The 14,894-nt window shown below is 41.3% G+C and carries 12 protein-coding genes; all 12 read left to right on the forward strand.

Going from position 1 to position 14,894, the window contains the following annotated elements; translation table 11 throughout:
* Position 1 precedes the first annotated feature (1 nt).
* Positions 2 to 1,993 (forward strand): methyl-accepting chemotaxis protein, encoded by a 1,992-nt coding sequence (locus tag AC1DOK_RS18735; protein ID WP_477555839.1) that lies wholly within the window; start codon positions 2 to 4, stop codon positions 1,991 to 1,993.
* Between the two features lie 81 nt (positions 1,994 to 2,074).
* Positions 2,075 to 4,291 carry a helix-turn-helix domain-containing protein gene (locus tag AC1DOK_RS18740; RefSeq protein ID WP_477555840.1) on the forward strand — a complete coding sequence of 739 codons (2,217 nt, stop codon included), beginning with the start codon at positions 2,075 to 2,077 and terminating at the stop codon, positions 4,289 to 4,291.
* Between the two features lie 346 nt (positions 4,292 to 4,637).
* The gene (locus AC1DOK_RS18745; RefSeq protein ID WP_477555841.1) at positions 4,638 to 6,008 is read left to right on the forward strand and encodes an APC family permease; all 1,371 of its coding nucleotides are present in this window, start codon (positions 4,638 to 4,640) and stop codon (positions 6,006 to 6,008) included.
* A gap of 27 nt (positions 6,009 to 6,035) precedes the next feature.
* Positions 6,036 to 7,664 (forward strand): amidohydrolase, encoded by a 1,629-nt coding sequence (locus tag AC1DOK_RS18750; RefSeq protein WP_477555842.1) that lies wholly within the window; start codon positions 6,036 to 6,038, stop codon positions 7,662 to 7,664.
* 40 nt (positions 7,665 to 7,704) lie between these two features.
* The gene (locus AC1DOK_RS18755) at positions 7,705 to 9,048 is read left to right on the forward strand and encodes an aminotransferase class III-fold pyridoxal phosphate-dependent enzyme (protein ID WP_477555843.1); all 1,344 of its coding nucleotides are present in this window, start codon (positions 7,705 to 7,707) and stop codon (positions 9,046 to 9,048) included.
* Between the two features lie 167 nt (positions 9,049 to 9,215).
* Positions 9,216 to 10,103, forward strand: a complete 888-nt coding sequence (locus AC1DOK_RS18760) for a fructose bisphosphate aldolase (RefSeq protein ID WP_477555844.1) — start codon at positions 9,216 to 9,218, stop codon at positions 10,101 to 10,103.
* A gap of 207 nt (positions 10,104 to 10,310) precedes the next feature.
* The gene (locus AC1DOK_RS18765; RefSeq protein ID WP_477555845.1) at positions 10,311 to 10,970 is read left to right on the forward strand and encodes a stalk domain-containing protein; all 660 of its coding nucleotides are present in this window, start codon (positions 10,311 to 10,313) and stop codon (positions 10,968 to 10,970) included.
* Entirely contained in the window at positions 10,970 to 11,308 is a 339-nt protein-coding gene (locus tag AC1DOK_RS18770; protein WP_477555846.1) for a hypothetical protein, read from the forward strand. The genes AC1DOK_RS18765 and AC1DOK_RS18770 overlap by 1 nt, the downstream gene beginning before the upstream one ends.
* 3 nt (positions 11,309 to 11,311) lie before the next feature.
* Positions 11,312 to 12,271 (forward strand): FAD:protein FMN transferase, encoded by a 960-nt coding sequence (locus AC1DOK_RS18775; protein WP_477555847.1) that lies wholly within the window; start codon positions 11,312 to 11,314, stop codon positions 12,269 to 12,271.
* A gap of 2 nt (positions 12,272 to 12,273) precedes the next feature.
* Positions 12,274 to 12,822 (forward strand): ferric reductase-like transmembrane domain-containing protein, encoded by a 549-nt coding sequence (locus tag AC1DOK_RS18780; RefSeq protein WP_477555848.1) that lies wholly within the window; start codon positions 12,274 to 12,276, stop codon positions 12,820 to 12,822.
* A 54-nt stretch (positions 12,823 to 12,876) separates the two neighbouring features.
* A complete protein-coding gene (locus AC1DOK_RS18785) occupies positions 12,877 to 13,560 on the forward strand; it encodes a response regulator transcription factor (protein WP_477555849.1) in 684 nt (227 codons plus the stop codon).
* On the forward strand, positions 13,550 to 14,887 hold the full coding sequence (locus AC1DOK_RS18790) for a sensor histidine kinase (RefSeq protein ID WP_477555850.1): 1,338 nt from the start codon (positions 13,550 to 13,552) through the stop codon (positions 14,885 to 14,887). Before AC1DOK_RS18785 ends, AC1DOK_RS18790 begins: the two co-directional genes overlap by 11 nt.
* The last annotated feature ends 7 nt before the right edge of the window (positions 14,888 to 14,894 follow it).

Genomic DNA, 14,894 nt, shown 5'->3' on the forward strand with positions numbered 1-14,894 from the left:
CATGAAGCTTACAATACACTTACAGGTTATAGTTGTCATCCTTGTACTACTCGTTTTACCTTTATTAGGTGCCGGGTATTGGCTTTATCAAAGTGTTCATGCACAGTTAGAGAAAATTGACGAAGACCATTCGATATCGGTTATACATTCATCACGTGCAGTTTTATCCGACCATGCGAAGCTGCTCTCGGGCGTAGCTAACAATAATACGCATTGGACAGATTATAATAATGCATTTCTAGCGCGTGATATTGCATGGATCGAGCAGAACATTAACTCCTCTTTAATTAGTAATTCTGACATAAATTTTGTTGTTACTCTTGCATATGATGGGAGCATTCTGACTCAGGCGGGTGATTTGGAAGAATTCACCACAAGCCTGGAGGATGCGGATCTGTTAAAACAGATTCAGCAAAACATGGAGTTATCAGGTTTGCTGCAAACTTCTAAAGGGGTTGCAGTTATCAATGCCGTTAAGATCACAGATAATGAACGCAAAAATCCTTCTGGAGGTTTTCTGATATTAGGTCATCTCATTTCGATTCCCGAATTACAAGACCTTTCTCAGAAGTTCAATGTCAATGTTGCTTTGTTGTCTAGTAAACAGCAATTTATATCCACAACGAAGAGCATTACACAATCCTTGCTGCTTGACTATCTCAGTGAAGGGATGCAGAATGCATCCTTTTACAACTTCCAAACAGTAGGTGAACAGAACAAAGAAGCATTCGTTGTTTCCACACTTAACGATTTGAATGGTAGACCGATTGGACTACTCTCTTTACAGTATTCGTTAAACGCTAGTAATGCGGTTGCAGTCAAATTTGGAGAAATCAGTTTTATTTTTATGGGTATCATTGTGCTAATCGCTGTCCTATTACTATTCATGCTGCAAATACGGATTACTCGACCGATTCGTAAGTTGGCTTCTTTGATGGATCTGCTGTCAAGAGGTGACCTGACTCATCAAGTATCGGATCGGATCAGCAAACGCGGGGATGAGCTGGGTTTGCTCTCAAGAACGTACGAACAAACACGGAATAATCTTAGAAAGCTACTGGATCAAATCCATACTAATGTTGCCGTTGTGGCGAATCAGCTTGCTTCGACATCTAAATCTCTTAGTCTTCATGCACATGAGGCTGCTGCTGCAACACATACGATTGCAAATGAAATGGAACTGGTCGCACAAGATGCAGAAGCCGAACTGAATCATGTCATGCAAAGTACTCAAGTTATGGACACGATGACGAATGGTTTGCATTTGATCTATACGAACACAGAGCAAGTTAGCACTTCTTCCCAGAGTGCTTCTGCAAATTCTCAAGAAGGGAAGCAGGCGCTCGAATTAGTTAGTGATCAAATGAGCCGTATCCAGGAATCTGTTCACTCTTCGTCAACTTCCATTCAAGATTTAGTGAATACATCTTTTCAAATCAAAAATATGATTCAAGCGATTACGGATATTGCGAGGCAGACCAATCTCCTGGCATTGAATGCTTCTATTGAAGCTGCACGTGCGGGAGAATCAGGTCAAGGATTTGCTGTTGTTGCCAGTGAGGTGCGAAAGCTTGCTGCCCAGTCCCACGAGTTTGCTGGAAGAATCACGGAAATGATTGAATCGATCCAGAATAGAGCGGATCTCTCTGTAAAGGCGATGCAGGATGTAAGAGTGAATGTTGAGGCAGGTACTTTAATTGTTTCGAAGGCACAGCAGAAATTTGAAACGATCGATCATGATGTTCGTGTTGTCGTTGAACAAATTATGGATGTCTACACATTTACCAAGGAAGTGCTCGCTGGCTTCGATACGGTCGCAGCAACATTGAATCAGGTCACACTTTCGGCTGAATCAACAAGCAACAGTACACGGAATGTTGGAGCAGCCGTTGAAGAGCAACTCGCTCAAACGGAAGAGGTTTCTGAAACGGCTAAACAATTGCAGCAGATGGTCGAAAGTCTTCAACAGGAGCTGTCGACATTTACCACTTGAATATGTATTTCAAATTTGAATCGCCTTTTACTTGTCCCATAAGTAGACGGCGATTCTTTTGATATGAAGGGAGGGGAAAACATGACAAATCAGCGAAAACATAAAAATCTCATGAGCAAGCTAGACATTCATCTTCGAAAGACAGCTCGTCAGATGATTCAGTTCGACACGTTAAATGAAACGCTGCACTATTTAATTGATTCATTCCACTCCAAATTGGCATGTGACTATATGGCGATTATGACCGTTGACCATATGCAGCTTAAGTTACAGGCAACGAAGGGAATTGCTACCCGTTTTGAAGCTGGTTTGCCGATTGCTGCGGAGGCTTGTACACCAAGGATATTCCAAGAATCGTTTACTTCATTCGACAACTTGCAGGGGAAAGGTGCTTGTCAATTATTATCTAGTCTGGATAAGGAGCAGTTTCAGACCTGGTTTACCATTCCTATCCATCGTGAGGATGAGAGTAGTTTAGGATTATGTGTGATCGGATTTAGACATTTTGTTCCTTTGTTGCTCGAGGCCGATACCTTATTTGAGGAGTATGGCAAAGATATCGCAACTGCTTTCGCTTTAGCTAAGCAGAAAGAACACGAAATCAAACGTCTTCAAGGTCTTGAATGGTTGAAGGAAAATGTATACTTGGACGGCTCTTCATTGGAGCAAATCATTATGAGTATCGTGGAACGGGCAGGAAAAGGAACTGGGGCTGAGGCCGCAGCTGTATATTTATACGATGATTCTGCCAATTGTCTTATTCTTCAATCCCCATTATATGGAAATTTTACTCTACCTGAGAGAATCGATTTAAAGCAATTGTATGATCTTACAACAATTTTTGCTTATTTAGAACAAATTGGCGGACATGAAATTACGATACCATTAACTATAAATTTGAAAACAATCGGAGTTCTGCATGTCTTAAACGGCAAGGATTCGCTTTTTACATCGAATGATATGGAATTGCTCCAGTTCCTGGCCTCCCACGTATCGTCACTGATTGAAAATATGAGGTTATATAGCAGTGAAAAAGATCAAAAATACAGGCTGGAGAAGTTCATGCAGCATCAACAGGAAATGGTGAAACATACACTTGAGGATGATAGCTTTGGGAAAATCACTGAGTTTTTGTCTCAAATGATGAATTGCTCTGTTCTGTTATTAGACCGATTTTTTAATATCGCTTCCAGCTTCATCTTGGAAAAAGATAATCTTTGTCTGGATGCTTTGATGCTTGATGTAGCTGACCATAAGAAGCGATTCAAAGATGGCAAGCAATTGGAGTATTGGATTAAGAAAGAAGGGTGCTTTGAAGCAGGTATATGGAAGATCGTTGGTGCGGGTGAGGTCTTCGGGTATTTGGGGTTAATTATACCTAGAAGTAAGCTAGATATTGTACTAAGAATGACGCTTAATCATGCACTGAATGTTTATGCGGTTCAATTTATCAAACAGAAAGTTGCTCTCGACATACGTGAGCAGGTAAAGGATGGATTCTTTCATCGTTTGCTTTCTCAGCATATACAAGATAAAAGCGAAATCAGAGAGTATGCGAATTTACTTAATTGGAATATTGATAAACCGCATACGATTGGCGTATTTGCTATCGATTTTGACAAGGCTGATCAGAAGTCAGATTTATTCGAAACTAATGCTCGAAGGAACTGGATCTGGGAACGGATACGGGACTATGTGTCCCGCATGGAGCAAGGGATTGTGCTTACCAGGCAAGATGATTATGTGATCGTGATTGTGCCACAGGAGAGCAGTAAAGGCGATTTTTGGAAAACTTTCTATGAAAGTGTTCGAAAGCTCATTCTGGCAGAGTTTGATAAAGCTTCCATCCATGCTGGTATAAGTCAAGAAGCCAATCATATCGAAGATTACACATTATGTTACAAGCAAGCGCAAAAAACTTTGACAATCCTATGTACGCATTTTCCGAACGAAGGGTATTTCAGCTTTCACCAGTTAGGCTCGTATTCTGTTTTGTATCATTTGAGTGATCCGTTTGCTGTGCCTTTATTTATAAAAACCTATATCGAGCCTTTACTGCAGTATGGACATGGGAAGAACAGGGATCTGTTTAATACCTTGAGAGTCTATTTGCAAACGAATGGCAACATCAAAGATGCAGCTGAGATTTTGTATATTCACCGAAGTTCATTAAAGTATCGTCTGGAGAAAATAAGAGATTTGTTAAAAAACGATATTGATGATGCAGAACAGCGGTTTAATCTCATGCTCGCTTACAAACTGTATGATCTTTTTAGTGTAGATCTTCATTTGGGTTAAATTGATTCACTTTGCAAGAATTAAAGTTAAAGATTACTTTCCCATGCTGAGATTAGGGGAAAAGTATTCTTTTTTTATTCATCATGATAGAAAATGAAACTAATTTTTCGTACATCATAGACGTGTCTTTTTTGTGAACTTTTATTTATAGTAAAACCCAAGGCTGGAGTTTATTGACATTTACATTAAAGCCTAATCGTGATAGCGCTTACTTCACGTAATGCTCTAGGAATGAGGTGTTAGTAGAAGATACTCAAAGGGGATAAATAAATTGAAATTAGCACGTCCTGGGTAGGGGCTAAAGAGAGAAAGCTGATCTGCTTAAATTAATTGGGAGGTTAGGCTTATGGAAAACCAATACTCTCTTAAACGTACGCTTACTTTGTTTCCCGTCGTTATATTCGGTCTGGCTTATATGGCTCCAATGACAGTTTTCGGCACATATGGAGTAGCAGCTCAAACCTCGCATGGTATGCTGCCTGCTGCATACATCTTCGCCTTGATTGCTATGCTCTTTACTGCATTGAGTTATGGACCGATGGTAAGAGCTTATCCTGTAACTGGTTCAGCCTATACCTATACCCAAAAATCGATTAGCCCCCACATGGGGTTCTTGGTTGGTTGGTCGATCCTAATGGACTATCTGTTTCTCCCGATGCTTAATATTTTGATTAATTCTATCTATCTTACTGCTACGTTCCCGTCAATTCCGATGTGGGTTTGGGTCGTTGGGTTGGCCTTTGCCGTAACACTTGTAAACAGTTTGGGAATTAAGTTGACTACAAGTATAAATGCCTTATTAGTTGGATTTCAGGTTTTAGCTGTGGTGTTGTTTGTTATTTTCTCCATTAAAGGTATCGCTGGTGGAATGGGGACGGGCACCTTTTTTTCTTCGCTTCCTTTTTATAATCCTGAAGTTTCATTCTCATTTGTATTAGCAGGTGCATCTATACTTTGTCTATCCTTCTTAGGGTTTGACTCGGTTACGATGCTCTCGGAAGAAACGATTGATGCCAAGAAGACGATTCCAAAAGCGGTTATGCTCATCGTTGTAATCGGTGGTTTGCTTTTCATATTCGTATCTTACGTTGGTCATATGGTATTTCCAGATTACAATTCTTTCGTCAATCCTGATGCTGCCTCAGTTGAAATTGCAGCACGGATCGGGGGATCGTTATTCAACGCTATTTTTCTAGCTGGTTTAATTACCACTGGTATTGCATCCGGTTTATCGTCTCATGCGAGCGTTGCTCGTCTTCTATTCGCAATGGGGAGAGATGGGGTTCTTCCACGAAAAATATTCGGATATATTCACCCCAAACTTAAAACTCCAATTTACAATATTATTTTGATTGGACTATTCTCTTTAACTGCTCTATTCCTCAATCTAGTCACCGCCGCCTCATTTATAAACTTTGGAGCACTGGTCGCCTTCACATTCGTTAATTTATCCGTCATATCTCACTATTACATCAAACAACACAGACGTTCTGCAAAAGAAACAATCCGTTACCTTGTATTTCCGATTATAGGTGCCTTATTTAATATTTGGCTGTGGACGAGTTTAGATAAGAATGCCATGATTCTTGGAATTGTATGGGCTGCTTGTGGATTTATCTATCTGCTCTATTTGACCAAAATATTCAGTAAACGACCTCCAGAGATGAATTTTGAAGATGCGGATATCGCCATCGATTCACAGAGCGTTAACATGTGACTTTGCGTTTAAGAGAGGAGCGGTACAATGTCAGTTAATTATACAGAAACGGCAGATCTCGTTATTTCTAGTAATTCAATTTTTACTGGTATCGGTGAGACGGCTTGTCCCGGCGCTATAGCGATAACAGGCAATCGTATTGTCGCGATGGGTGATCTCACTGAAATCGAGAAACATATTGGGCCGAATACAAAGGTGCATGCCTTCGGGGATCAATTGATTATGCCTGGTTTTCACGACTTTCATCTGCATGTGCTGCCTGGCAGCCTGTATCAAGATAGTGTTAATCTGCTTAATGCCACTTCGGAAGAAGAAGCAGCAGAAATGGTGAAAGCATTCGCGGACTCAAGGCCGGAAGATCCATGGATCTTCGGTTTTAGCTGGTACCATACATTTTGGGAAAATAAAAATCTCCCGCATCGTAGTACTTTGGATCGTCTAATTCCAGATCGTCCGGTATATTTGCAAAATGCTGAAGGTCACGGTGCCTGGTTGAATAGCAAAGCTTTGGAAATTGTCAATATTACCTCAGAGACACCTGATCCGCTCTATGGTGAGATCCTTAAGGATGAACATGGCGAACCTACCGGTATTTTATTTGAAACAGCTATGGCTCTTGCTCAAGAAGCCTATCATTTGCCTCACGCTCGAAAAGTAAAACTATACCAAAGTTTTTTTGAACAAACAGTCCAGTTGGGGATTACCTCCATCAGCGACTTTTTCCCTGTTCCAGGCATGGAAATTGGGGATTTGGATATGTATGTTGAATTTGAAAAAGAGGGGAAGTTAACAACCCGCGTTCATTTCCTGACTACATTAAATGGGGATCTGGAACGTCCTCGCTTTTTACGGGATACATATGCATCTAATAAATTGAGATTTTCCGGGCTAAAGGAGTTCCTGGATGGTGTACCTGCTACATATACAGCATTGCTCGTAGACCCCTATTCAGACAAACCTGATTCAAAGGGTTATACGCTGATTTCTCCTGAAAAGGTAAAGGAATGGGTCATTGAAGCAGACAAGGAAGGATTCCAGGTACGGCTGCATGCGTGTGGAGATGGTGCGGTCCGTCTAGGCTTGGACTGTATAGAAGCAGCTCGTAATCATAACGGAGTCAGAGATTCGCGCCATACTATTGAACATATTGAAGTGATTCATCCGGATGATATCCCTCGTTTTGCAGAGCTCGGTGTAATTGCTTCGATGCAGCCTGAGCATATGGCATTGACTCAAACATTTGAAGAAAATCCGTATCCTGTACGGCTTGGCAAAGAACGAGATCCTTATACATGGTCGATCAAAACACTTCTGGATAGCGGTGCACGTTTAGGATTTGGCAGCGATTTTCCTGTGGTTCCGCTCAATCCGATGTTAGAAATCTACCGTGCGGTGACCAGAATCCATAACGATGAGCAGCCAGAAGGAGGATGGAATCCGAATGAGCGAATTACGGTTGCGGAAGCCTTGAAGGCCTATACATCCGGATCGGCGTACGGCGTTTTCAAAGATCAGGAATTAGGTACTCTTGAAGTTGGCAAACTGGCTGATATTATCGTTCTGGATCGTAACCTACTCGATATTCCATCGGATATGATCCGGGATACCAAAGTCGTGCTAACCATTATTGATGGTGAGGTAGTTCATCAGATTTAGGAATTGCAAATTAACATACTAATTTGAGAAAGGTGATAGAATGCAACGTAAAACAAAAGATGAGGCAATAGCGCTGGCAGAGGAAATTCTAGGGTTTATTAAAAGTGAGAAACTGACTCCTGATCAAAACAAACAAATTGTTACGGACTCAATTGAGAATTTCTCCAACTATGTGACCAAAGCAGTTCTGGCACATCGCAAATCAGTATCGACCGATTTCTCTGTGGTGGAATGGGAAGATGAGGGAGCTGTTTTCAGGGATACGATGGGGGACGAATATATTGATTGTCTCGGCGGTTACGGAGTCTATTTGCTTGGTCATCGTCATCCCAAAGTTGTTAAAGCAGTAGAAGCGCAATTGAAGCGGTATGCCTTGCATAGTCAGGAAATGGTAGATCCTTTGCGAGGCTATCTCTCGAAGCTAGTTGCTTATATTACACCCGGTGATCTGCAACATTCTTATCTAGTTAACTGTGGAACAGAAGCAAACGAAATGGCGCTTAAACTGGCGCGTCTGGCAACCGGGAAAAAGTGGTTTATTTCAATGGAGAACGGTTTCCATGGCAAAACGTTTGGGTCGTTGTCTGCTTCTGGTAAAGCGAAATTTCGTGAGCCTTATTTACCACTTGTTCCTGGTTTTCAGCATGTACCTTATGGGGATGCGGATGCAGTGGAACAAGCGATTCGCATGCTGATAGCAACAGGAGAGACGGTTGCAGGAGTCATTATTGAACCGATTCAAGGCGAAGGCGGAGTCAATATTCCACCTGATGATTATTTACCAAGGTTGCGACAGATCTGCGATAAATATGAATGTCTATTGATCGCTGATGAAGTTCAAACGGGTATGGGACGAACGGGAACATTATTCGGTGTCGACAACTGGAACGTTGTGCCTGACATCATGACATTAGGTAAAGCTTTTGGCGGAGGTGTCATGCCTATCGCAGCTATGGTGGCTAAAAAGAAATGGTGGGGCCCTATGGAGGAAAATCCATTCTTGCTTGGTTCATCCACCTTTGGCGGGAACCCGCTTTGCTGTGCCGGTGCAATCGCAGGTATTCATACAATATTAGATGAGAACATACCTGAGATGGCCAAAGAGAAAGGCGATTACATCTTGAAACAGTTAAAAGAGATACAAAGCAGGCATTCCAACATTCTTGTTGAAGCGCGGGGCATGGGACTGTTGATCGGCATGGAATTTGCCACCAATCCACTTGGTTATGATCTGGCAAAATATTTGTTTACCAAAAAGATCCTTGTAGGCGGCACGATAAACAACGCTACCGTCATTCGCCTTGAACCGCCAGCTATTATCTCATATGAACAAATCGATTATGTATTGAGTTGTATAGAGGAAGGTATCACTAGAATAAGTTAATAACTAAGAATATGGGATGAGGGCGTACCAAAGCTATGAAAATGGCTGTGGAACACCCTTATTTGCATTTTTCTTATTAAATGGCGGAATGTATGCTCGCTAGTAAAAGTGCTATAATAAAAGGGTTCGAAGTCATTCCAGTCCACGAAAGGGAAGGAGAATCATTCATGAATACAAAGCAATTGGATCGGATCCGTACGGGAAAGGGCTTTATTGCGGCCTTGGATCAAAGCGGCGGAAGTACTCCTAAAGCACTGCTGCAGTATGGAGTTAACGAAAGCAGCTATTCCAATGAAGAAGAGATGTATGAATTGGTTCATGAGATGAGAACGCGAATCATCAAGAGTCTTGCGTTTGATTCCCAGTACATTTTGGGTGCGATTTTATTTGAGAACACAATGGATCGTAATATCGATGGGCAATTTACCGCTGATTACCTTTGGGAGAAGAAAGGAATTGTGCCTTTTCTAAAAGTGGATCAAGGGCTCGCTGATCTCGAAGACGGAGTTCAGCTTATGAAGCCCATCTCCGGCTTAAACGATCTTCTGAAGCGGTCGGTAGAGCGAAACATATTCGGGACGAAAATGCGTTCCCTTATTAAGGAAGCCAATCCTGCCGGAATCAAAAAAGTCGTTGAGCAACAGTTTGCCATCGGTAACCAAATCGTAGGGATGGGACTGGTTCCGATTATCGAACCAGAAGTTGATATATATAGCGCGGATAAGCGAACATCGGAAAAAATATTAAAGGATGAAATTTTCGCTCAATTATCTGCCCTTGGCAAAGACGTTAAGGTCATGCTTAAACTCTCCATACCGACGGAAGATAATTTCTACAGCGATTTAATGGAAGATCCACACGTTGTACGGATTGTGGCATTGTCAGGCGGCTATACTCAAGCGGAAGCAAACGAAAAGCTGGCCGATAATCACGGATTGATAGCCAGTTTCTCACGAGCCTTAGCACAGGGACTAAGTGCCGGGCAAACAGACGATGAATTCAACGCGATGCTATCCAAGTCCATTCAGGCTATTTATGAAGCCTCCATTAAATAGTGAAGTACTTGATTAACTCAGTGAATTCAACTAATTATATAACGACTCCGAACCTTATAAGGCTCGGGGTCGTKTTTTGTTTTTAGTTGCGAATAACTCCTACACTTTCTCCTGCAGTTTCGAAAAAAACTGTATTTTCATTCTTTTTTCAGATTAGGTGTTTATACTCTTTGATAAGAACATAGAAAAAGTGGTGATTCGTCCAATATGAATAGTAATCTACTGAACCGTTACGCTAGAAAACTGACAATCCTTATTGCTGTCTTGACTTTTATTGGTGCAATCACTATCCCCCAGACTTCTTACGTCTACGCTGACCATGATAAGGGCAAGGACGCCAAGCATCAAGAGAAAGAATTGGAATCAGATAAGGATAGGAATCATGATGAGGATGAGGAAGATGAAGAGGAATGGGAATATAGGGATACGGAGAAAAATGAAACTGTCGCTGAAGTGGATCAAACAGGCAATTTGAAACAACAAAAGCTGATGATCCAAAATGTATTTTCAAATGGACTGAGCAGTCTCGAGCTTGAGGGGTTGAATCAGGACAATATATTGTACATTCCAGCCAAGCCTCTGCTAGAGCATCTCGGCATAACTGCCCTATTTTATGACAAGTTAGGTGCTTTGGAAGTTATTGTTAATAACGGTGTTCAGGAAAAGCAAATACAAGATTTTATTGTTAGAGCTGGTCATTCCAGAATGTTTATCAATGGGCAAATGAAGCAGATCATAAATAAGCCGATATTGCTAAATGGTCAACTGTACATTCCTATTGTACTGCTTGCAGATATGGTTCACTATCAGGTATCACCTGACATTACAAAAGGAGAATTACAAATGATCTGGAAGGAGCTGAACTAATGATGTCTCGTCAAGCAACGAAATGGATGATTGGCATATCAAGCGTAGCCTTATTTACTGGGATTCTATATGCGGAACAAACGGTGCTTGAGCATAAGAAAGTAAACACTGAAAACGGTTTGGCTGTAAATCAATTCGAGACTTTTTCAGATAAAGAAGGCTTTATTCATAATGAAGAAGAGTTGAGGCGCATCCAAAATATGGACGAATCTGAGCTTCGGAAAAGAGAAAACTGGATATCGGGTCTGGACTGGGGGCAGAATGAGCTTACTTTGCAACCTAGAAGTGGTGATACGAACGTGAAGATTAAAAGTCATGTTCGTACAAGGAGATCCTAAGTGATGGATGTACATACCTTCAGGGCTATGAATACAGAGATTAGTGTACAAATCAGCAATGATTTTGTGAATCCGGATTGGAAGGTGAAGGTTACTGATTTATTCACTAGAAATGAAGCAATTGCTTCACGGTTTCGAGAGGATAGTGAATTATCACAATGGAATGCCACAGTAACTGGAAGCCCATTTCGAGCATCTAAGGATTTATACAATTTAGTGAAGGAAGCCTGGAATTATACTGTATCTACTGATTTCAAATTCAATCCTTTAATAGGAACAGCGTTGCAGAAGGAGGGATACGACCGGTCATTTGAGCAATTAACCAAAGCTCAGAAGCTTCAAATTGCGATAGGAGAACCGAGTTTAGAACATGGAGGTGTTGGGAGTGAAATCATTCCTAGACGAGATACTTTGATACTATCAGATGATGAGCATATTTTGGTCAAACAGGAACATGCGGATATCGATCTTGGCGGGATTGGCAAAGGCTGGACGGTAGATCAAGTGTATCACTTGCTTCACCACGAACTGTCAGTATCTTCAGGAATAATTGATGCTGGCGGTGATTTGTTTGTATGGAGCCAGCAAGAGCCTTGGATAATCGGAATACAGCATCCCTTTGAAGAAAGCAAGGAAGTCATGCAGCTGTGCGTTAGGCAAGCAGCAGTCGCGACTTCAAATGTACTCTACCGAAGCTGGTTGCATCAGGGGCAGTTGAAACATCATATTCTGGATGGAATTACTAAGAAACCTGTTTTCACTGATATTGTACAGGCAACTGTTCTAGGACCATCAACCACATCTGCTGAGGTTGCATCCAAGGTGATTTGCATGCTGCAGGCTAATGAAGTGAATGGTTGGATGGAGCAGCATTTTCCTGGATATGGGTATATTTTCATGACTCGAAGCGGAAATATTAAGCTGAATCGGTATGTTCGGAATTACATTGAGGAGATGGTGTAGTCATGTTGGAATATTTGACGACATGGGGGGTTACAAAGGCTGCAGGCTTCAGCTCATATCTGCTGTTATTTGTTTCGGTTATTCTGGGTGCATTTGCACATAGCAAACAAGTTTCAATTAAACAACGTGCAAAGCTCATCATCGCTCATCAGTGGTTTGGATGGTTCGGATTCTTATTCAGTCTGATTCACGGTGTTGTGTTATGGATTGATGACTTTCAACCATTCCGTGTAGTAGAGCTGCTTGTTCCGTTCTATGCGGAGTATAAGCCAATTGCTACAGGAATTGGAATTCTGGCTTTCTATATGTTTCTAGCTGTGATGCTAAGCTCAGATGGAATTAAGAAGCTAGGTATAAAAGCATGGCGATCGATACATTATCTTGCATTTCCTGCATTTGTATTGTCATTCATCCATGGATTGACAGCAGGTTCCGATTCCGGGCAGTCCATGGTCAAAGGGATGTATGTCCTTACAGCACTATTATTTGTACTATTTATCTTGTTGAGGATGAAGAAAAAAATACCCGATAAGCAGGCTGAGTCTCAATAGTTAGAGGTATAATGAGTTAACGAGATAAAGCCTGCAAACTAGAGGGGGATATACATGCACATACTGCTTGCGGAAGATGATGTTAAGCTTGGTCCCTTGGTTGTTCATATGCTTAATAAAGAAGGACATACAACAGATTGGGTGAAGGACGGTATTGAAGCAATCGATTATATTAAAAGCATTCATTATGATTTGATCATTGTAGATTGGATGATGCCGAGAATGGATGGAACTGCTGTATGTCGGTATTTGCGGACTGAGGCGTTCAATGGCGGCATTATTATGCTTACTGCAAAGGATACCATCGATGATCGAGTTAATGGACTGGATGCAGGAGCTGATGATTATATCATCAAGCCTTTTGAATTTGCCGAGCTGTTTGCAAGAATACGTTCATTATCCAGACGTGTTGCACAGCCGGTTCAGGATGAGTGGATAGAGGTGCATTCCTACCGACTGATGTTAAATGAGAAAACGTTGGTTTATGATACCAAGAGCATTGTGCTGACGATAAGAGAATTTCAGTTGATGGAGCTGATGATGAGAAATTATGGAAAAATATTATCGCGCCAGCTTCTAATTGATCGAATTTGGGGATTTGATGCGGATGTGAACAGTAATTCTCTTGATGCGTTGGTCAAACAACTAAGAAAAAAGCTTGATTGCACACTAGGCCCAATAACACTTATCAATGTCAGGGGAACTGGTTATACATTGGAGGTACCTGATGTTTGCTAGAACAAGCCGCAAGCTGACGATATTTTTTTCAGGCATAATGATCATATTTCTGCTTCTTATTAATGTGACCTGTTATGTACTTCTATCATCGATTATTTTCAAGGAACAGGCAGATAAGCTTGAGGCTGTCGTTATTGAGGAAAAGAATGAACATGCTGGCGAGTTGTATCTGCTTAATCAGGATGCACATAAGCGCAAGCTGGAGAAGGAGCATAATGAGAAAAAGGATACAAACGATAAGCATCGTCCAATTGAAGTGCCGCTAAGGCCCTTTTATTTGCTGCTGGATCATGAAGGACATATCGTTATGACAGATGCCGATGATCAGGAGCTTGCAGAGGATATTCAAGATGATATAGAGGATTGGATACCGAAGGAAAACCAAACGATTCAGCGTGCCTATGATATACATCAAGGGAAGATTCATCTGATGCTTGCTGGAAGACCGATGTATGAGGAGGGTGAATACATAGGAAGTATTATTGCTGGAATTGATATAACCGAGCAGCGAAAGCTGCTTATGCAATTGGTTCTTACGTTGATTGTTATTTCGGGTTGCTTTTTCATCGTTTCCATTTTGTTTGCCTATCTTATGTCCAAGCGTTCTATGAAGCCGATTATGCAATCCTTTGCTAAGCAACAGAGGTTTACAGCCGATGCTTCTCATGAACTGCGAACTCCACTTACCGTACTGCAATCGTCTATGGAAGTATTGGAAGGAGAGGTTAAGGAAGAGATAAGTTCTTTTGGCAAACAAGTCATGAGGGATATGAAGGATGAGATCAAAAGAATGACCAGGCTTGTATCAGATTTACTGACCTTAGCCAGAGCGGACAGTTCTACAATTATGCATAATGATGTTCAATTTTCATTGGATGAAGAGTTAGAACGAATATTTCGCAAGTTTGATCCTATAGCTGCTCAAAAGAAAATTAAACTGGAAATGCAAGTGAAGACAAATGCGATTATTACAGCTGATCAAGCGCGTTTCCAACAATTAATGATCAATTTACTTGATAATGCGATGCAGTACACATCGTCAGGCGGAAGTATTTTGGTAGAAGCCAAGATTAAGGGCAGAGTGCTTACTTTATATGTACAAGATACTGGCATAGGGATTCCTCCAGATAAGCTGGAGACAATTTTTGAACGGTTTAATCGATTGGATGAAGCGCGTAATCGAACAGAAGGTCATGCAGGTTTAGGCCTATCGATTGTCAAATGGATAGCAGAGTCTTACGGTGGATCGATTAGAGCAGAGAGTATTGTTGGAACTGGCAGTACTTTTATCGTAACGCTTCCAATTGTCAGTGGGGAGCAGGATTGAATACATG

Source organism: Paenibacillus sp. P5_B5 (assembly GCF_056400365.1).

What these genes read in the sequence shown, in the direction of transcription:
- AC1DOK_RS18735 (WP_477555839.1), top strand. Translation starts at nt 2, where the DNA reads ATGAAGCTTACAATACACTTACAGGTTATAGTTGTCATCCTTGTACTA.
- AC1DOK_RS18750 (WP_477555842.1), top strand. Translation starts at nt 6,036, where the DNA reads ATGTCAGTTAATTATACAGAAACGGCAGATCTCGTTATTTCTAGTAAT.
- AC1DOK_RS18770 (WP_477555846.1), top strand. Translation starts at nt 10,970, where the DNA reads ATGATGTCTCGTCAAGCAACGAAATGGATGATTGGCATATCAAGCGTA.
- AC1DOK_RS18785 (WP_477555849.1), top strand. Translation starts at nt 12,877, where the DNA reads ATGCACATACTGCTTGCGGAAGATGATGTTAAGCTTGGTCCCTTGGTT.
- AC1DOK_RS18745 (WP_477555841.1), top strand. Translation starts at nt 4,638, where the DNA reads ATGGAAAACCAATACTCTCTTAAACGTACGCTTACTTTGTTTCCCGTC.
- AC1DOK_RS18760 (WP_477555844.1), top strand. Translation starts at nt 9,216, where the DNA reads ATGAATACAAAGCAATTGGATCGGATCCGTACGGGAAAGGGCTTTATT.
- AC1DOK_RS18790 (WP_477555850.1), top strand. Translation starts at nt 13,550, where the DNA reads ATGTTTGCTAGAACAAGCCGCAAGCTGACGATATTTTTTTCAGGCATA.
- AC1DOK_RS18775 (WP_477555847.1), top strand. Translation starts at nt 11,312, where the DNA reads ATGGATGTACATACCTTCAGGGCTATGAATACAGAGATTAGTGTACAA.
- AC1DOK_RS18755 (WP_477555843.1), top strand. Translation starts at nt 7,705, where the DNA reads ATGCAACGTAAAACAAAAGATGAGGCAATAGCGCTGGCAGAGGAAATT.
- AC1DOK_RS18780 (WP_477555848.1), top strand. Translation starts at nt 12,274, where the DNA reads ATGTTGGAATATTTGACGACATGGGGGGTTACAAAGGCTGCAGGCTTC.
- AC1DOK_RS18765 (WP_477555845.1), top strand. Translation starts at nt 10,311, where the DNA reads ATGAATAGTAATCTACTGAACCGTTACGCTAGAAAACTGACAATCCTT.
- AC1DOK_RS18740 (WP_477555840.1), top strand. Translation starts at nt 2,075, where the DNA reads ATGACAAATCAGCGAAAACATAAAAATCTCATGAGCAAGCTAGACATT.